Here is a 19,446-nt window from a genome sequence, read left to right on the forward strand (position 1 = left end):
CGCCGCAATGCTTAAAGCATCGTGCGGAAAAGTGGGAACCGGTTTTCCGCGCAAGGGATGCCATTGCAATGGGATGGAATGCCGCCTGCCCGCGCGAACATGCCGTTCCAGCCCGACGACTCAGTTATAAATATTACATTGCTTGACATTTAGACAGGATTCTGACGAATTCGACCGACAAGGCGGAGCATTGCGACTCCGCCGCATCATCGGGGGTGAGCGCGGTGTGCGGAGCAATGGATCCTGTCGGGCGGCTTTTCGGGCGAACGCTCGGATCGTTTAGCTCAGCTAAAGCACATCGCAGATCCACCCCCATAGTCACGCCGCCAACTCTACGAAAATGTAGAACTAGACAATTGTCCAGCAAAACAGGACTGGCCGGCGGATCATTGAGCATCGGGGGGAGTTGAATCATGAAATCCGGATTATTCGCGGGGCTTTCGTTCGCGGCACTGGCGGCATCGCACAGCGCCGCCTTCGCGCAGGATACGAACGCGGAAGACATCGTCGTCACCGCGCAGAAGCGTGAGGAAAAGCTGCGCGAGGTGCCGATCTCGATCAGCGCGGTGACGAGCGACCAGCTGGTGAGCCAGGGCGCCAGCCGCTTCACCGATTATGCGGGCTATATTCCCGGCATGTCCTTTTCGGCGAGCAGCATCGCCGGCCAGGGCGAGATCAACCTGCGCGGCGTGACCACCGCGCTCAGCCCGACGGCATCGACCGCCATCTATATCGACGAGGTGCCGACCACCACGCACGGCACCTGGGGCGGCAGCGGCTACAAACCGATCGACCTGTTCCCCTATGACCTGGAACGCGTGGAAGTGCTGCGCGGCCCGCAGGGCACGCTTTATGGCGACAGCACGATCGGCGGCCTGGTCAAATATGTGACGCGCACCGCCGATGTCGACGATTTCTCGGGGGCCGCGGGTGTCGAGGCGATCGCGGTCACGGGCGGCCACGGCCTGGGCGGCGGCGGCCGGGCGATGATCAATGTGCCGATCGCGCCGGGCGTGCTTGGCGTCCGCGTCAGCGGCTTCTACCAGAAGAATCCGGGCTTCATCACCAATGTGACGACCGGCAGGAAAGGCACCAACGAGACCGAACAGCGCGGCCTGCGCGTCGCGGCCCGGCTGGCGCCGAACGACGATTTCTCGATCGACGCGCAATGGCTGCACAGCGAATTCGATGGAGACGGGCGGACGAACATCCGGCTGGTCCCGGGCAGCACCGAACCGCTCTACGGCACCGACAAATATGATTTCCGGCTGCCCGAGCCGACCCGGCAGACATTCGATCTGCTCTCCGCCACCGCCCGTTACGATTTCGGGCCGGTCAACCTGACCTCGGTCACCGGCTGGTCGCGCAACCGCAACGTCTTCAACTCGGATGCCTCCAGCCTCATGCAGGGCTGGATCAGCATGCTCACCGGGGGCGCGGTGACCAACGGTCTGGGCCGGGGGGAAGGGCCAACCGTCAACAGGAAGTTCAGCCAGGAAGTCCGGCTCGCTTCGGCGCAGGATCAACGGCTGACATGGCAGATCGGCGGCTATTACAGCGTGGAAGACACCGATACGGTGCAGTCCTATATCCCCTATCGCACCGATGGCAGCGTGTATTCGGAACTGCTGGAAATCTATCGCGACGAGGTCCAGTCGCGCTACACCGACATTTCAGCCTTCGCCAACGCCACCTTCAAGGTCACCGACAAATGGGAGGTCTCGGGCGGTATCCGCCATTCGCGGATCACCGACGATTTCCACGAACGCGCCGTCGGCAGCATGCTCTCCGGCAGCCAGACCATTCCCTATTTCGACGACATCAAGGCCAAGTACAAGGCGACCACCTGGTCGCTCACCACGCGCTACATCGCGGATGACGATCTGATGATGTTCGCGCGCGCCGCCAGCGGTTTCCGTGCCGGCGGCATCAACTATACTTGGCCGGGCGCCCAGAAAAGCTACGATCCCGACAGTCTGGTCAGCTACGAAGCCGGCGTCCGTGCCGATTTCCTGGACGACAAGGCCAGCATCGACCTGACGGTCTATTATCTCGACTGGAAGGATTTCTTCATCCTGGCCTTCACGCCGGACGCCTTCGAGTTCGGCTATCAGATCAACGGGGGCAAGGCCAATGGCCTGGGCATGGAATTCACCGGCACGCTGCGTCCCGCGCAGGGGCTGAGCCTGACCGCGACCGCGGCCTATTACGGGTTGAAGGTGCGGCAGGACCTGCCGACGATCGGCGCCGAGGCGGGAGACCGCACGCCGACCAGCCCGGCCTGGTCGGGCTCCCTGCTGGCTGACTATCGCGTGCCGCTGTCCGGAGACTGGACGCTCAACCTGGGCGGCGGCGTCCGCTGGACCACGCACACCTATTCGCGCTTCATCGGCGATCCCCAGGCGCTCCGCCTGGACGGCTATGCCGTGGTCGACCTCAATGCCGCCGTCTCCAGCGATCGCTGGACGCTGCGCGGCTATGTCCGCAACCTTGCCAACGATCGCACGTTCATCTCCGCCGCCGGCCAGAATCGCGGTGTCCAGATGAACCCGCGCACGATGGGCCTCGCGATCGATATGCGCTTCTGATGGATCGCACCGCCATGACAGACAGCCGCCCATCCCGCCCCGGAAAGCAGGCGATGGCGGGAGCGATCCGATATGCTCTCGCCACCCTTGCGATCGCCGCGCCGCCAGCCATGGCGGCGCCGCCCACCGACCTGTTCCGCGATCAGGTGGACCGGTTCATCGAAAGCGAGATGAAATCGGAACAGGTTCCCGGCGCAGCCGTGGCCGTGATCCACAAGGGCCAGGTCGTGATCGCGAAGGGCTATGGCCGCGCGACCGTGGAATTCGACGTTCCCGTCACCACCGACACGATGTTCCAGTCCGGCTCGGTGGGCAAGATGTTCACCGCGGCCGCAGTCATGCTGCAGGTCGAGCAGGGCAAGATGCGGCTCGACGACCCTGTTTCGAAATATCTGCCCGGCGCGCCGGCCAGTTGGCGCGCCATGACCGTCCGCCATTTGATGACCCACACATCCGGGGTGGCCAATCTGGACGGCGCCTTCTACGGCGGCAAGGATTTCAGCGACGAGACCTATATCGCACAGGCCTTTGCGAAACCGCTCGATTTCGCGCCGGGCGCGCGCTGGAACTACAGCAATACCGGCTATGCCCTGCTGGGCATCCTCGTGAAAAAGGCGACGGGACACAGCTATCTGGACGTCCTGGCCGGCAACGTGTTCAAGCCGCTGGGCATGGCGACCGCACGCCCGACCAACGACAGCGACATCGTGCCGAACCGGGCCGCCGGCTACAAACTCGCCGGCGGCGTGCTGAAGAACCAGGATTTCAGCTACGCCAACACCAACCCCACCGGCGACGGCGCGCTCTACCTGTCGCTCAAGGACATGATCGCCTGGAATCGCGGAATCGAACACGGCAAGGTGCTGAGCGCCGCCGGCTGGCAACAGGCCTGGACGCCGGTCAGGCTCAACAGCGGCAAGCCCTATCCCTATGGTTTCGGCTGGAGCGTCACACAGGCCGGCGGCGCTCCCCATTATCACCATGGCGGCGCCTGGCAGGGCTTCAAGACCTATTATTCCCGCTATCCGGGCGATGAACTGGCGATCATCATCCTCACCAATTCCGGCGCGACCGATGTCGAGAAACTGAACAACGGCATCGCAGCGCTCTGGGATGCGAAGCTCACCGCCCCGCCGCCGAAGCCCAGGCCCGAACCCGCCATCGCGCACCGCATCGCCGCGCTGATCGAAACGGCGCGTAGCGGCGGCCTGACGCCGCAGGACGTACCGCTGTTCCCGGCCGACTATATCCCGATGTTCAACGCACGCATGAAGGATCTGCTCTCCACCGCCGGAGCGCTCAAATCGCTGGATCTGGTCGAGCGCGCCGAGAATGGCGACGATATCGACTATGTCTATGCCGCCACCTTCGCCGGCCGCGGCGCCAAGGTCCGCTACGGCGTTGCGCCCGGCAACCAGGCGACGCACTTCACGATCGAATAGCATTGGCGTGAACGCCGAACGCTAGCGGATGGCCCGCAACTCGGGAGGGCAATGATGAAATTCAGGAAAATCAGCCGTGCGACATCCATGGCGACCGCGATCACCCGGGCCGCGCAGGCTGCGGCCGCCCTTTCCATCTGCTCGGGCGCTGCCGCCACGCCATCGCCCGCGCCCCGACCTCCCGTCGCCGAGAAGCGCCCGCACGAGATCCGTGCCCCGTTCGGCGCCGTTCGCAACGACGAATATTACTGGCTTCGCGACGACAGCCGGAAGGATCCGGACGTACTCGGCTATCTCCAGGCGGAAAATGCCTATGCGGATGTCGTGCTCGCCGGCAGCCGGCCGCTCCGGGAAACGCTCTACAGGGAAATGGTCGCGCGGGTGAAGCCGGACCAGAGCAGCCTGCCCTATCTCAGGAACGGCTATCTCTATTATTCACGCTTCACGCCCGGCGCCGACTATCCCGTCGCCGCTCGCCGGAAAGGCGATATGGATGCCCCGGAACAGATCCTGCTCGATATGCCCGTGATGGCAAAGGGGCATGGCTATTTCTCGGCCACGGAACTGGTCGCCAGTCCGGACAACAGGTTGCTCGCCTATGCCGAAGACACGGTCGGCCGCCTCCAATATTCGCTGAAGATCAAGGATCTGGAGAGCGGGAAGCTGCTTTCTGATCAGGTGACCAATGTTCAGCCGAATTTCCTGTGGTCGAACGACGGACGGACAATCTTCTACATCGACAAGAATCCGGTCACGCTGCGCAGTCAGCGCATCATGGCGCACGACCTGGGCTCGCCTGTCTCGGCGGACCGCCTCGTCTATGAGGAGAAGGACGAGAGTTACTATATCCATCTCGGGCGGACCAGCGATGGCCGCCACCTCTGCATCCGCAGCGAGGCGACCCTCACGGCGGAGGTGCGCTGCGCGCCCGCCGACAATCCCGCACGGTTCAAGGTCATCGTCCCGCGCGAAAAGGGCGTGTTCTATCGTCTCGATCATCAGGATGGGCGGTGGATCGCCCGAACCAACAAGGATGCGCCCAATTTCCGCATCGCCACCGCGCGAGATGCCGATATCGGCACGGGATGGTCCGCCTGGTCCGATATCGTGGCCGCCAGCGACCAGGTGGTGATCGAGGATGCGAAGGCCTTTGCGACCTTTCTGGCGATCGAGGAGCGCGTGGATGCCAACAAGCGCATCCGGCTCCTCGACAATAGCGGGCAATCGATCGTCGCCAAGGCCGACGAATCCGCCTTCACGATGCGATTGTCGGTCAATGAATCATTCGACACCCCGTGGGCCCGCTACACCTATCACAGCCTGGTTACGCCGCAGCGGACCTATGAACTCAACGCCGCGACCGGTGAGCGCCGGCTGCTCAAGGCAGAAGGCGTGCCCGGCCATGATCCGTCGAACTATGCGTTGGAGCGGATCTGGGCGACCGCGCGCGACGGTACGAAAATCCCCGTGACCCTGGCCTATGCGAAAGGATTCAGAAGGGACGGCTCCGCGCCGATCTATCAATATGCCTATGGCACTTACGGCGCCTCTCTGGATCTGGGCTTCGAGCCGTTCCTGCCGAGCCTGCTCGATCGCGGAATCGTCTATGCCTTCGCGCATATCCGTGGCGGCGGCGAACTGGGCAAGGCATGGGCCGATGGCGGACGTACGCTCAAAAAGATGAACACCTTCACCGATTTCATCGATGTGACCCGGCATCTCGTCGACGCGGGCTATGGCGCCAAGGGACGCGTGATGGCGGTCGGCGAAAGCGCGGGCGGTGCACTGATGGGCGCGGTCGCGAACATGGCCCCGCAGGAATATCGCGCGATCGTCGCCCAGGTTCCTTTTGTCGACGGCGTCACGACCATGCTCGATCCGACGATCCCGCTGGTGACCAACGAATATGAAGAATGGGGCAATCCTGCGAACAAGCGCGACTATGATTATATCCTGAACTGGTCGCCCTATGACAATGTGCGCGCCCAGGATTATCCCGCGATGTTTGTCGGCACCGGCCTGTGGGATAGCCAGGTGCAATATTATGAGCCTGCAAAATGGGTCGCCCGGCTTCGCGCCACGAAGACGGACCATAATCCGCTGGTGTTCAGGACCGGTATGGAGGCCGGCCATGGCGGCAGGTCGGGCCGTTTCCAGCGCTATGTGGCTCAGGCGGAATATATCGCGTTCGGCCTGGAGCGGCTCGGCGTGACGCGCTGACGATCTTCGTCGCGCATAGCCTTGCCGCGTCCTTCATGCTGGCGATGGCGGCAGCATCGACGGCTTTTCCGCCAGCCTTTCCGAGTTCGCGCAGGATCGGATAACGGTGGCCATCCTCGCAAACACGATCGGCAAGGTCGGCACGCACAGGATAGCCGACCGGATCGAGCGGATCGCGCTGAGGCTGCCCGTCCCTCAGCGATTGCCGGGCGCTTCCTCCGGCCCGCCGCGTTCGATCAGTCCGCCCGCCCCTTGCGCATCAGCCAGCGCTGCATCTCCTTGCACCCCGCCTTGGTGAGCGCCGATGCGCCCCATGCCAGATAATAGGGTTTGGGCATGGGCAATGTCCTGTCCGGGAAGGGTGCGATCAGCCGGCCCGCCGCCAGATCCTCCCCCACCATGGAGAGTTGCGCCAGCGCGATGCCGTTTCCGCTGACCGCCGCATCGACGGCGGTGCTGGAGAGCGAGAAGGTCAGGGCCGCGCGGCTCGGCGCCGCCGCCACGCCGTTATGCGCGAGCCAGTCGTGCCAGCCGGGCGGCGGCGCATCGATCTCCGGCCCCCAATCCACGCCGATCAGCGGATAATCGAGAAGCGCCGCCGGTTCGGTGATCGTCCGTGCGGCGAGCCGGGGGCTCAGCACCGGCGTCACCGCATCGACGAACAGCTTCGCATAATGGGCATGGACGAGCACGTGATCGCCGTATGTCACGCGAAGATCGGCCTCGCCCGACTGGAGATCGGGTTCGGCGTCCGAAGCCCGGAGCTGGAATATGCTTTTCGGATGGCGGTTGGACCATTCGAACAGCTGGCTGGCAAGCCAGCGCGTGGAGATGGAGGCGGGCGCGCTGATGCGGATCTGGGTATCCTGCTTCTGCTGCTGCACCAGCCGCTGCGCGCGGCGCAGCGCGTCGAACCCTTCCGCCACGCCAGGCAGATATTTCTGCCCCCAGAAGGTGGGAACCACGCCGCGCCCGCTTCGCTCCAGCAGCTGGACGCCCAGAAACCTTTCCAGCACCTTGATCTGCTGGCTGAGCGCGCCGGCGGAAACGCCCAGTTCCTGCGCGGCGCGGGTGACGGTTCCCAGCCGCATGATCGCTTCGAATGCCTGGACGGCGCGCAAGGGCGCCATGGTGCGCTGCAGGGGTTCGGTCATCGGCCCGATCATTTAGTTGATCTAAAAAATATAACAGGTTGAGCGCCCTAGTCTCAAGTCCCGTTCTGCGGAAAACTCCACCCCGGCAACGCGCTCCCAGAAGCCGGGCCAGAGCAAGGGGAGGTCAGGTGTTGAATTCCAGATGGCTGGCGCCCGGCTCCCCCTCCACTCTCCCGGATATTGTTCTTCATGACGATCGCGACCAGTCCGTGCTGACGCTCTCTCCACCCTATCTGCTGTTCCTGGGCGACGCGCCCGCCGCGAACCACGCCAAGACCGCGTTCGGGCTGAAGGATTGGGCGCCCGAACTCTGCATCGGCGAATATGGCTGCGGAACTGCGGTCAGCATCGGGCTGCCGGTGATGACGCCCGACGAAGCCCATGAACGCGGCGCGCGATCCATGGTGATCGGCGTCGTCAATCTGGGCGGCTTCATCCCCGATAGCTGGATCGCGCCGCTGGTGCGGGCGATGGAGGCCGGGCTGGATATCGTCAGCGGCATGCATGGCCGGCTGTCGGATCGCGCGGAACTGGCCGATGCCGCGTCCCGGCTCGGTCGTCGCCTGGTCGATGTCCGCATCCCGCCTGCGGGCATCCCGATCGCCAACGGCCGCAAGCGTTCGGGCCGCCGCCTGCTGACCGTCGGCACCGATTGCGCACTGGGCAAGAAATATACCGCGCTTGCGCTGACCCGGGCCTTTCGCGCGCGCGGCCTCGCCGCCGATTTCCGCGCGACCGGCCAGACCGGAATCATGATCGCGGGATCGGGTGTGCCGATCGATGCGGTGGTCTCGGATTTCGTCGCCGGCGCGGCGGAGATGATCAGCCCGGAGGCTTCGGCGGATCATTGGGACGTGATCGAGGGACAGGGATCGATCCTTCACCCATCCTATGCCGGCGTCTCGCTCGGCCTGCTGCACGGCAGTCAGCCCGACGTGATCGTCGTCTGCCATGAACCGGGCCGCACGAGCATGGCCGGGCTGCCGGATTTCGCGGTTCCGGACATAAGCGAGGTGATGGAGCTCTGCCTTGCGCTCGGCGGACGCACCAATCCCGCGATACGCTGTGGCGGGATCAGCATGAATAGCTCGGCCCTGGGTGCGGACGAAGCCCGGCGCCTGATGACCAAGGAAAGCGCACGGCTCGGCCTGCCCGTGGCCGATCCGATCCGCGGCGGCGAGGCGTTCGACGCGCTCGTCGATGCCTGCCTCCGCACCTGAGGGCTGCAGAGAGCAACGGACCTTCCGTTTCACCATGCGATGCGGATATGGCAGGGGCCAACATGTTTCGGGAGCAGGTTTGAGAATGATGACGATCTCCAGGGTGCGCGGCGCGTTCGGCTTTTCCTTGATGGCATCGGCGGCCGTGCTGGCGTTCGCCGCGCCGGCAATGGCCAAGGATGCCCCCGAATACGACATCGTCATCAAGGGCGGGACCATCGTCGATGGCAGCGGCCTGCCGGGCTATCGCGGCGATGTCGCGATCGATGACGGCCATATCGTCGCGATCGGCGATATCGGGCCGGCCCGAGCGGCGAAGACGATCGATGCGGCGGGACTGGTGGTCTCGCCCGGCTTCATCAATCTCCACAGCCATGCCGAACCCGATGCGGTCTCGACCGCGGTCAACATGCTGACCCAGGGCGTCACCACCGAGATGATCAATGCCGATGGCCATGAAGGCAATGACATCGCGACGCAGCTTCCCGCCTATGCGTCCAAGGGATTGGCGGAGAATATCGGCGCCTATACCGGCTTCAACGCGGTCTGGAGCGACGCGATGGGTGATCGCGACCTGCGGCCGACCGAGGCGCAGATCGCATCGATGCGCGCCGCGCTGGAGAAGAATCTCAAGGCCGGCGCCTGGGGCGTCTCCTCCGGCCTCGACTATCGCCCCGCCTATTACGCCAAGCCCGAGGAGGTGATCAGCATCGTCTCGGTCGCCAAACCCTGGCGCACCAATTTCCCCAATCACGACCGGCTGCGCCCGGAGGACAATCTCAGTTCCTTCAAGGGCATGGAGGAAACCGTCTCGGTCGCCGAACAGGCCGGGCTGGTGCCGGTGATCACGCATATCAAGAGCGCGGGCAAGGAGCGCGGCAATGCCGCGAACGTGCTCAAGATGGTATCCGCCGCCAGCGCGCGCGGCGCCTGGACCGCGATCGACATCTATCCCTATCTCGCCGGCCAGACCGCGCTTCAGGCCTTTCTCGTCCCCGGCTGGGCGGCCGATAGCGGCAGCGAAGCCATGCTTGCCCGTTTCAAGGATCCCAAGATCCGTCCCCAACTCGTCGAGGCGGCGGAATATGCGATGGCGACGCGGCTGGGCGGTGCGGAGGGCATATCGCTTCCGGGCATCGGCAAGCGGCTCACCGACATCATGGCCGAAGAAAAGGTCGGCGCCGGCGAAGCCGTTCTGCGCACATTGGAGCGCGATCCGATGATCTACGCCAACATGACCTTCGGGCTTGAAGATGACGTGATCACCTTCCTGAAATATCCCGACACCGCGGTCGCCTGCGATTGCGGCGCGGCGATCCCCAATCGCGGCCATCCGCGCTATTATGGCAGCTTCCCCAAGGTGCTGGGCCATTATGTCCGCGATACCGGTGCGATCACGCTGGAGGATGCGGTGCGCAAGATGACCGCCCTGCCCGCCGCCATTGTCGGCATGGTCGATCGCGGACGGCTGGCGCCGGGCATGCGCGCGGATATGACGCTGTTCGACCCGAAGACGGTGCGCGACCATGCCACCTTCGACAAGCCGACGCTCCCCTCCGACGGCATCCGCCACGTGATCGTCAACGGCGTCACCGTCTTGTCGGACGGTGCGGCGACCGGGGCGAAATCGGGCGCGGTGCTGCTGCGCGACACGCATATGCCGAGCCGGCCGATGAACGCCGCAACCGCAGCACGCTCGGTCACCGCGACCGCGAAATCGGCCGATTATGCGGTCAGTTTCCAGGTGGCACAGGCCAGCGGACAGCGTCAGGCCAGCGGCACGATCAGGCTGACCGATGCGAAATCGGGCACGGTCTGGACTGCCGACCGGCTGGGCGTGCTGCAGACGACCAAGGGCTGGGCCAGCCTGACCGCGATCCTCAGGGACAAGGCGGGCAAGCGCATGGCCGCGACGCTGACGCTCGACCATGCCGATGGCGGCGCCCAATCCCCCGTCGTCTCCTTGGCGCTCGGCGGCAATGCCGCGATCGCCCTGCCCGCCACCGGATCGGTTCGCGCCGGGCCGACTGCCGCCGCCAGATAGGCGTAACCGCATCGCGGACGAAATCGGGCCGTGGCCGGGAAACCGGCCGCGCGCGCAGCCATGGTTTTTGCCTTCTTCGCACAGGCGAGATCGCCGGGCCTTGTCCGGCATGCCCGTCTCATCCCCCCGATACCGTTATTAAAATTACATCACTTGACTCATAGTCACAAAAGTGACGATTTAGATCGGGCAAGCGTCATAGCGCAAATCAGCGAATCATCCGGAGAGGCAGGGTTCGGGCGACGGTTCGGTCTTCGTCGAGATCGTTTAGCTGAGCTAAACGTCATCATCGATCTGCCCCGATAGTCGCCAGGCCCCTGTTGCGAAAATCTGCGCGCTGGCGTCGCGCCCGGAGGCATGCCCCCGGGAGGCGAAGCACAATCGAAACTGGGGGGAATATTCGATGAGATCCAGACTGTTCGCAGGGCTGTCGCTCGCCGCGCTCGCGGCCACCGGCAACACCGCTTTCGCGCAGAGCGCAACCGATGCCAAGACGACGGAGAATGACGATCCGATCGTCGTGACCGGATCGCGCATCGATCGCGCCGGTTATGACGCACCGACGCCGACCACCGTTGTCGGCGAAGTCGATCTGCGGCTGGGGAACCGGCCGGGCATCGGGCAGGTGCTGAACGAATTGCCGCAATTCCGCTCGACGGTTTCGCCGTCCACCACCGCCGGCAATGTGATCAGCGGATCCACCGCGGCCGACCTGCGCGGGCTGGGGACCGTCCGCACGCTTTCGCTGATCAACGGCCGCCGCTTCGTCGGCAGCAACAATCTCAACAATGTGCCGCAAAGCCTGGTCAAGCGAATCGACGTTGTCACCGGCGGCGCATCGGCCGCCTGGGGATCGGGGGCGGTCGCCGGCGTGGTCAACATCATCCTCAACGACGAGTTGGAAGGCCTGTCCATGGGCGCGCAGACCGGCATCTCGTCGCGGGGCGATGGCGCACGCTATGGCGGCGATATCGCCTGGGGCACCAATTTCGCCGACGATCGCGGACATTTCATGATCGCCGCCGAATATATCAACGACAAGGGCATTTTCGGTCGCAACGACGGATCGCGTCCGAACCTGGATGCGGACAGCTTCACGCTGCCCAACGGCAGCCTGTTGCGCGTGCGCGACGTCAACTTCCTGGATGCGACGCCGGGCGGCGTGATCAGGAGCGGCGCGCTCGCGGGAATGGCATTCGGCGCCGATGGCAGCCTGAGCCCGCTGGCCCTGGGCAGCCAGACCAACAGCACCGCCATGGTGGGCGGCGCCAGCCGCAGCCAGGCCGATCATATCGCGGTGAGCGCGCCCTTTGAACGGCTGAACGTCTTCGGGCGGGCGAGCTATGAATTCAGCGAGGCCGCCAGGCTCTGGTTCGACATGGGCTGGACGCGCATGTGGACCGATGGCTATCAGCTTTTCCCCGACGCATTGCGCGCCACCGCAACCAGCGGCGGGCTCGTCTTCTCCAGGGACAACGGCTTTCTTTCCCCGGCGGTGCGTGCCCAACTCGCATCGGGGCCGGCCACGTTCCGCATGGGCCGGATCCTCGACGATATCGGGCGATATGGCGGCGTCGCCTACCGATATGAGCGCAACGACATCGAAGCCGCGATCGGGCTGGAGGGCACGCTGGGCGGCGGCTGGCGGTACGGCACCTATTATACCCATGGTGAACTGCGGAACCGCATGAACACCTTCAACCAGCGCAACCTTGCCAACTTCAACAACGCGATCGACGCGGTGATCAATCCCGCGAACCAGCAGATCGTCTGCCGTATCGCGCTGACCGACCCCAACACGCCATGCCGCCCGCTCAACCTGTTCGGCCAGGGCAATGCGTCGCCGGACGCGATCGCCTATGCGTTCGGCAGCGCGACCACCATCCAGACGACCAAGCTGGATGCGGCGGGCGCATCGCTGCGCGGCGATCCCTTCTCGACCTGGGCCGGGCCGGTTTCGATCGCGGTCGGCGTCGATTGGCGGCGCGAAGCGCTGGAAACCAATTATCGCGATCCCGTGTCGATGGTGAACGGCTTCAGCTATGTCATCGGCGCCCTCGACGGCAGTTTCACCGTCAAGGAAGCGTTCGGTGAAATCGCCGTGCCCCTGCTCGATCTGACGGGTGTGAAATTCGAAGTGAACGGCGCCGCGCGCTACAGCGACTACAGCACCAGCGGCGGCATCTGGACCTGGAAGACCGGCGGTACGCTGCGTCTGTTCGACGATCTGCTGCTGCGCACAGTCTATTCGCGCGACATCCGCTCACCCAATATCACCGAACTCTATACCGGGGTCAGCACTGGCATCGGCACATTGCTCGATCCGTTCCGCAACAATGCATCGGTTTCCTATTTCCGCTATGTCGGCGGCAATCCGGATCTGAAGCCCGAAACCGCCAATACGCTGACCATCGGCGGATCCTATTCGCCCTCCTTCGCGCGCGGGCTCAGCCTGTCGGTCGATTATTACAAGATCGACATCGAGGATGTGATCGGCACGATCGGCGCCCAGGATCTGGTTACCCAGTGTTTCCGCGGCAATACCGCCTTCTGCGCGCTGATCGTGCGCGACGCGTCCGGCGCGATCACGACGCTTTACGGCAACCAGCAGAATCTGGCGGCCTACAAGACGCGCGGCCTCGACATGGAAGCGTCCTACGTCCTGCCGCTGGCATCGGGTGACGCCAGCCTGCGGTTCCGCGCGCTCGCCACGCGCGTGTTCAAACTCCAGATCAACGACGGCGTGAATATCTACGATCGTGCCGGCGATGTCGGCGACAACGTCACCTTCTCGACGCCGAAATGGAAGGCGACGGGCAGCGTCACCTATCAGGACAAGCAGTTCGGCGCTGATTTCCGCCTGCGCTACGTTGGCGGCGGATTGTACAACAGCCTGCTCAACATCGTGAACAACAAGGTCGCGGGTCGTGCCTATGTCGATCTCGGCGTCCGGTTCGAAATCGACGATTTCACGCTGTTCGCCAATGTGAACAATCTGCTCGATCGCGATCCGCCGCTCACGCCGTCGGCCATCGTCCATTACGATTCCGTCGGGCGCTATTTCTCGGGCGGCGTGAAGCTGAAATTCTGACGCGGAAAGTTCGGCAACGGCCCCGATGCACCACGCATCGGGGCCGGGTTTTCAATCACCTAGAGGATAATGACTGATGAGAGGATCGAGGAAATATTGGCTGGCCCTCACGCCCGCATTGTTGTTGCTGGCGCATGCGATGCCGGCACCCGCATCGGCGGGTGCGGCCGCCGCGTCGGCAACGGCGATCGACGGCAAGGCGATCGACAGGGTTCTGGCCGGGGAACTGGCCAAGGGCAAGCTGGCGGGCGCCGTGGTCGGCATACTCCAGAATGGCAGGGTCACGCTGGTGAAGGGCTATGGCATGGCCGATCTGGAGGATGGCCAACCCGTAAAGCCGGACACGATCTTCCGCATCGGATCGGTCACCAAGCAGTTCACGGCCGCGATGCTGCTGCTGCTCGTCGAGCGCGGCCAAGTGTCGCTGAGCGATCCGATCAGCAAATATTTCCCCGATTTCCCGAAGGCGGAGGGGATCACGGTCCGCCATCTGCTCAATCACACATCGGGCATCCACAGCTATACCGATCAGGCCTTCTGGGAGGCGAAGAGCCCGCTTGGGGTGCGGATGTGGCGCGCGCATACGATGCCCGAACTGGTCACCGGCATTGCCGCGCAGGACAATCTCACCGATTTTCCGGTCGGCACCGATTATCGCTACAATAATTCGGCCTATGTGATGGCCGGCGCGCTGGTGGAGAAGCTGACCGGCAAACCCTATGCCCTCGCGCTCGACGAGATGATCGCAAAGCCGCTGGGGCTGGCCGACACCGCCTATGACGACGAACTGACGATCGTTCCGCGCCGCGCCAAGGGATATGGGTTGCGCAGCGACAGGCTGATCAATGCGGAAGCATTGTCGGTCAGCATTTCGGGCGGCGCGGGCGGGATGCGCTCGACCGCATCCGATCTGTTGCGCTGGCATGCCGCGCTGTTCGGCGGAAAGCTGCTGAAGCCCGAAAGCCTGGCGCTGATGCTCGAGCCGACAAAGCTCAAGGATGGCCGGACGACCAGCCAGTCGCGCAAACCCGGCGCGGACGGCCGGCCGCCATTGGACTATGGCCTGGGCATCGCCTTCGGCACGCGCGACGGCCGCCGCCTGATCGGCCATGGCGGGGCGATCAACGGCTTCGCCAGCAGCCTCTATACTTTCCCCGATCGCAGCACGACGATCGTGGTGCTGGCAAACACCGACAATGGCGCCAGCGACAGCGTCTGGAACATCGCGGATATCGTTTTGGGCAAATAGGTTCCGGCCTCCGCATCGGCGATGCTTGACGCCGCGAAAGGCCCGGACGGCTTTTCGCGGCGTTTTTTTTCGTGTCGCACGCAAGCGACGAACGCACCGCCCATCATTTAGACCAGCTAAAACACATCGACGATTTACCCCCATATTCCTGCGTTTCGAGCTGCGGAAAACTATGGCCAAGGCGACACGCCCGGACAAACCGGGCTGGGCCGCATTCACTTCATCAGGGGGGATTGGGCAATGAAATCCAAATGGCTCGCAGGTCTTTCGTTTCTCGCGCTGGCGACCACCGGCAACGCGGCGTTCGCGCAGAGCGGCAATGAGACGGAAACCGCTTCGAACGACGAGATCGTCGTCACCGCGCAGAAGCGCGAGGAAAAGCTGCGGGAAGTGCCGATCTCGATCAGCGCGGTGACCGGCGACATGATGGAGCGCCAGGGCGCGACGCGCTTCTCCGACATTGCCGGCTATATTCCCGGCCTCACCTATCAGCCCGGCACCAGCGGCGCGGCGGGCGAAAGCCGGTTCAACATCCGCGGCGTTTCCCAGTCGAATTCGCCGATTTCGGGCACCGCCATCTATATCGACGATATCCCCACCACGGTGCACGGCGCCAACGGCGCCGCGACCTTCAAGGCGATCGACCTGTTTCCCTATGATACCGATCGGGTGGAAGTGCTGCGCGGTCCGCAGGGCACGCTCTATGGCGACAGCACGATCGGCGGCCTGATCAAATATGTGACCAAGAGCGGCGATGTGAACGATTTCTCCGCCGCCGCGGGCGTGGAAGCGACCGCGATCGACGGCGGCGAAGGCATCGGCCTGGGCGCGCGCGGCGTGGTGAATGTGCCGATCGCCCCCGGACTGCTCGGCGTGCGGGTCAGCGGTTTCTATCAGGAAACGCCGGGTTACCAGACCAATATCGCGACCGGCGACAAGGGCACCAACTGGGTCGAGCAGCGCGGCCTGCGCATCGCGGCGCGGTTCACGCCCAGCCACAATTTCTCGATCGACGCCCAATGGATGAAAACCCAGTTCAAATCGGGCGATCGCGCCATGACGCAGCTGATCCCGGGCACGCTGACGCCGCTCAACGGCGATTACATCAATTTCTCGCCGGTGGCGCAGCCGACCGCGCAGGATTTCCAGCTCGGTTCGCTCACCGCGCGCTATGATGCGGGTCCGGTCAGCCTGACCGCGGTCAGCGGCTATTCCAAGGTCATCCGCAGCTTCACCGCCGACTATACTTTCTTCGTGCGCGATTTCGTTGCCGGATATACCGGCGGCGCCGTCACCGATGCGCTGGGCATTTTCGACGCCCCCAACCAGACCGAGAAATACACCCAGGAGGTTCGCCTCGCTTCTTCCGGCGAAAACCGGTTCAACTGGGTCATCGGTGGCTATTACACGGTCGAAAAGACCAATGGTGCGTCTTATACCATCCCGCAATATGCCGATGGGTCGCCCATCACCAACCTGCCGCCGATCTTCAATTCATTCGTGAAGGCGCGCTACACCGACAAGTCGCTTTTCGCCAATGCGACCTACAAGATCACCGACAAATGGGAGGTGTCGGGCGGGATCCGACATTCCTGGATCACCGATCGCTTCAACAACCGGTCCGAGAGCCTGTTCTTCCCGACGGGCGAGCAAACCGACGCATCGAGCGGCAAGAACAGCGCAACCACCTGGTCGCTCGGCACGCGCTATATCGCCAGCGACGATCTGATGGCGTTCGTCCGCGTTGCGACCGGGTTCCGGGCCGGCAGCACCAACGCCAACTCGAGCTGGCCGGGCGTTCCGGACAGTTACGGCAATGACAGCATGATCTCTTACGAAGCCGGCGTACGCGCGGATTTCCTCGACGATCGGGCGTCGATCGACCTGACGCTCTATTATCTGAACTGGACCGACATGTTCGTGTTCGGCCAATCGCCCGATGGTCTTTTCGGCTTCACCACCAATGGCGGCAAGGCGAATGGCGGCGGCCTGGAATTCACCGGCACGCTGCGGCCCGTGCGTAACCTGACACTGACCGCGACCGCAGCCTATTTCGGACTGAAATTGCGCCAGGACCTGCCCGATGTCGGCGCACGGGCGGGAGATCGTCCGCCGGCCACGCCGGCCTGGAGCGGATCGTTCCTGGCGGATTATGCGGTGCCGCTGGGCGGCGACTGGGACCTGCATCTCGGCGGCGGCATCCGCTGGTCCACCAGCAACTGGTCCGAATTCCGCGACGATCCAACCAGCCTTCGCCTTCCCGGTTATGCCATCGGCGATCTCAACGCATCGATCTCCAACGATCGCTGGACGGTGCGCGCCTATGTCCGCAACGTCACCGACAGTCACAAGGTCGCATCGATGGGGCTGGACAATCGTGGCATCCTGATGATGCCGCGCACGGTGGGCCTCGCGGTCGACGTGAAGTTCTGATGGGCGCGACAGGAGAGCGGACATGAAGATCTTCAGCCTTATCGCATTCTGCGCGGCGGCGGCGTTGTCTGCGCCCGCCGCAGCGCAGGCGGACAAGCCGTTCCGGCCGGCATCGATGCACGACCTGACCTCGGCCGAGGGATTGAGCTACCGCATCATCGTCGCCCCGCCCGCCGGCCCGGCACCTGCGGCGGGCTATCCGGTGATCTATATCGTCGATGGCAATGCCTGGACGTTGCTGGCGTCCGAAGTGATCCGCACCAACCTGGATTTCGGGACGCAGGCGAAGGTCGAGCCGGCGGTGGTCGTCGGCGTCGGTTATCCGATCGAGGGCGCGTTCGATCTGGCGCGGCGCACAACCGATCTGACGACGCCGTCGTCAGTCGCGTCCGACGTCAAATGGGGCAAGGTCGGCGGCTATGAAGCGATGATCCGCTTCATCCAGGAACGGGTAAAGCCCGATATCGAAAAGCGCTTCCCGATCGACAAGGGCCGCCAGTCGCTGGCGGGGCATTCGCTGGGCGGGCTGTTCACCCTGCGCACGCTGATGAACCACCCCGACTGGTATCAGAACTATCTCGCGCTCAGCCCGTCGATCTGGTGGAACGACGCCGCCTTGCTCAAGGAAGCGGCGGCGCTGGGTGCGTCTTCGCCCCAGCGCAAGGCGCGCGTCTATCTCGGCATCGGCCAGTTCGAGCAATATTATTCGCCGGAATTCCTGCAGAAGATGGAGACCAGCGTGCGCGCCAGGGCGGCCGCCGATCCCGCCGCGCTCGGTGGCATGAGCGTCGAAGCCTATATGGCCGAGATGCGGAAGAGCAAAGGCAACATGGTCGACAATGCCCGGCAGATGGCGAAGATATTGGGCGAAAATGGGCTGGATGTCCGGTTCGACCATTTCCCCGACGAGGATCATTTCTCGGTGCTGCCGGCCCAGTTCGCCCGTGCGGTTCCGTTCGCCCTCCGGAAATGAAGGGGCGCGGCCTCGTTTCGAAGGTGTCGCCACACTGCCTGCGACGGGCAAGAATCTCCGGAGAAAATGCATGAAATCCATCGGATTCCTCGCCCTCGCCCTAGCGGCAGGCCTGGCAACGACCGCACCGGCACGGGCCGATGAGCCCTTCCTGCCGATCGCATCGCACGATCTGAAATCGGCCGAGGGCCTCACATACCGCATCATCGTCGCGCCGCCGGCCGGCCCGGCGCCGGCGGCGGGTTATCCGGTGATCTATGTGGTGGACGGCAATGCCTGGGCACCGTTCGTCTCGGAAGTGATCCGCACCAATCTGGAATTCGGCCTGCGCAGCAAGGTGGAGCCGGCGGTGGTGGTCGGCATCGGCTATCCGATCGAGGGCGCGTTCGATCTTTCCCGCCGCGACTGGGATCTGACCACACCGTCTCCGGTGCCGTCGGATGCGGGAAGCAGCAAGATCGGCGGCTATGAGGCGATGATCCGCTTCATCCAGGAGCGGGTGAAGCCGGATATCGAGAAGCGCTTCGCGATCGACCGGACGCGGCAGACGCTGGCCGGCCATTCGCTGGGCGGCCTGTTCACGCTCCGCACGCTGATGAACCATTCGGACTGGTTTCAGACCTATCTCGCGCTCAGCCCCTCGATCTGGTGGCACGATGCCCTGCTGCTCAAGGAAGCCGCCGCGTTCTCGCCCAGCCCGGCGCAACGCGCCGCGCGCGTCTATATCGGGGTCGGCGAACTCGAGGAATATCTGACCGCGAAATACCGGGTGGAGATGGAAGCGCAGGCCCGCATCCTGTTCGCCGCGGACCCCAAGTCCCTGGGCGCCGAAAGCGTCGAAGCGTTCGTCGCGGCCATGAGCAGCCGAAAACAGCATATGGTCGACAATGCCCGCATGATGGCGAAGTCGCTCGGCGACAAGGGTATCAAGGTGAAGTTCGACCTGTTTCCCGAGGAGGATCACTTCTCCGTGCTGCCGTCCGAATTCGGCCGCGCCGTTCCGTTCGCGCTCGGCAAATGACCGCGCGGCCT

General features: G+C 64.0%; 11 protein-coding genes. 10 read left to right on the forward strand and 1 reads right to left on the reverse strand.

Features of this window, described 5'->3' with window-relative positions; translation table 11 throughout:
• Positions 1–413 precede the first annotated feature (413 nt).
• From K7G82_RS28235 to K7G82_RS28245, 3 genes are read left to right on the forward strand one after another with little or no spacing between them, the layout of a single operon-like run.
• Positions 414–2,588, forward strand: a complete 2,175-nt coding sequence (locus K7G82_RS28235) for a TonB-dependent receptor (RefSeq protein ID WP_222993674.1) — start codon at positions 414–416, stop codon at positions 2,586–2,588.
• Between the two features lie 14 nt (positions 2,589–2,602).
• Positions 2,603–4,030 carry a serine hydrolase domain-containing protein gene (locus K7G82_RS28240; protein WP_222993676.1) on the forward strand — a complete coding sequence of 476 codons (1,428 nt, stop codon included), beginning with the start codon at positions 2,603–2,605 and terminating at the stop codon, positions 4,028–4,030.
• Positions 4,031–4,084: 54 nt separating this feature from the next.
• A complete protein-coding gene (locus tag K7G82_RS28245) occupies positions 4,085–6,250 on the forward strand; it encodes a S9 family peptidase (RefSeq protein WP_246623947.1) in 2,166 nt (721 codons plus the stop codon).
• Positions 6,251–6,486: 236 nt separating this feature from the next.
• On the opposite strand, the gene K7G82_RS28250 is transcribed toward K7G82_RS28245, so the two are convergent.
• Entirely contained in the window at positions 6,487–7,404 is a 918-nt protein-coding gene (locus K7G82_RS28250; RefSeq protein WP_222993678.1) for a LysR substrate-binding domain-containing protein, read from the reverse strand.
• Between the two features lie 179 nt (positions 7,405–7,583).
• On the opposite strand from K7G82_RS28250, the gene K7G82_RS28255 reads away from it, so the two are divergent.
• The 7 genes from K7G82_RS28255 (at position 7,584) to K7G82_RS28285 (ending at position 19,435) form a co-directional block, all read left to right on the forward strand.
• Positions 7,584–8,624, forward strand: coding sequence for an N-acetyltransferase DgcN family protein (locus K7G82_RS28255; RefSeq protein WP_222993845.1), 1,041 nt, complete (start codon positions 7,584–7,586; stop codon positions 8,622–8,624).
• An 88-nt stretch (positions 8,625–8,712) separates the two neighbouring features.
• The gene (locus tag K7G82_RS30120; RefSeq protein ID WP_222993680.1) at positions 8,713–10,668 is read left to right on the forward strand and encodes an N-acyl-D-amino-acid deacylase family protein; all 1,956 of its coding nucleotides are present in this window, start codon (positions 8,713–8,715) and stop codon (positions 10,666–10,668) included.
• A 403-nt stretch (positions 10,669–11,071) separates the two neighbouring features.
• Positions 11,072–13,759 carry a TonB-dependent receptor domain-containing protein gene (locus K7G82_RS28265; RefSeq protein WP_222993682.1) on the forward strand — a complete coding sequence of 896 codons (2,688 nt, stop codon included), beginning with the start codon at positions 11,072–11,074 and terminating at the stop codon, positions 13,757–13,759.
• Positions 13,760–13,835: 76 nt separating this feature from the next.
• On the forward strand, positions 13,836–15,008 hold the full coding sequence (locus K7G82_RS28270; RefSeq protein ID WP_222993685.1) for a serine hydrolase domain-containing protein: 1,173 nt from the start codon (positions 13,836–13,838) through the stop codon (positions 15,006–15,008).
• A gap of 240 nt (positions 15,009–15,248) precedes the next feature.
• A complete protein-coding gene (locus tag K7G82_RS28275) occupies positions 15,249–17,441 on the forward strand; it encodes a TonB-dependent receptor (RefSeq protein WP_222993687.1) in 2,193 nt (730 codons plus the stop codon).
• Positions 17,442–17,463: 22 nt separating this feature from the next.
• Positions 17,464–18,414, forward strand: a complete 951-nt coding sequence (locus K7G82_RS28280) for an alpha/beta hydrolase (protein ID WP_222993689.1) — start codon at positions 17,464–17,466, stop codon at positions 18,412–18,414.
• A gap of 70 nt (positions 18,415–18,484) precedes the next feature.
• The gene (locus K7G82_RS28285; protein ID WP_222993691.1) at positions 18,485–19,435 is read left to right on the forward strand and encodes an alpha/beta hydrolase; all 951 of its coding nucleotides are present in this window, start codon (positions 18,485–18,487) and stop codon (positions 19,433–19,435) included.
• Positions 19,436–19,446: the final 11 nt, after the last annotated feature.

It is taken from the genome of Sphingomonas colocasiae (assembly GCF_019880585.1).
Lineage (GTDB): Bacteria > Pseudomonadota > Alphaproteobacteria > Sphingomonadales > Sphingomonadaceae > Sphingobium_A > Sphingobium_A colocasiae.

Bases quoted from the DNA above. Each gene is read 5' to 3' on its own strand.
- K7G82_RS28235 (WP_222993674.1), top strand. From the start codon at position 414: ATGAAATCCGGATTATTCGCGGGGCTTTCGTTCGCGGCACTGGCGGCA.
- K7G82_RS28240 (WP_222993676.1), top strand. From the start codon at position 2,603: ATGACAGACAGCCGCCCATCCCGCCCCGGAAAGCAGGCGATGGCGGGA.
- K7G82_RS28245 (WP_246623947.1), top strand. From the start codon at position 4,085: ATGAAATTCAGGAAAATCAGCCGTGCGACATCCATGGCGACCGCGATC.
- K7G82_RS28250 (WP_222993678.1), bottom strand. From the start codon at position 7,404: ATGACCGAACCCCTGCAGCGCACCATGGCGCCCTTGCGCGCCGTCCAG.
- K7G82_RS30120 (WP_222993680.1), top strand. From the start codon at position 8,713: ATGACGATCTCCAGGGTGCGCGGCGCGTTCGGCTTTTCCTTGATGGCA.
- K7G82_RS28265 (WP_222993682.1), top strand. From the start codon at position 11,072: ATGAGATCCAGACTGTTCGCAGGGCTGTCGCTCGCCGCGCTCGCGGCC.
- K7G82_RS28270 (WP_222993685.1), top strand. From the start codon at position 13,836: ATGAGAGGATCGAGGAAATATTGGCTGGCCCTCACGCCCGCATTGTTG.
- K7G82_RS28275 (WP_222993687.1), top strand. From the start codon at position 15,249: ATGAAATCCAAATGGCTCGCAGGTCTTTCGTTTCTCGCGCTGGCGACC.
- K7G82_RS28280 (WP_222993689.1), top strand. From the start codon at position 17,464: ATGAAGATCTTCAGCCTTATCGCATTCTGCGCGGCGGCGGCGTTGTCT.
- K7G82_RS28285 (WP_222993691.1), top strand. From the start codon at position 18,485: ATGAAATCCATCGGATTCCTCGCCCTCGCCCTAGCGGCAGGCCTGGCA.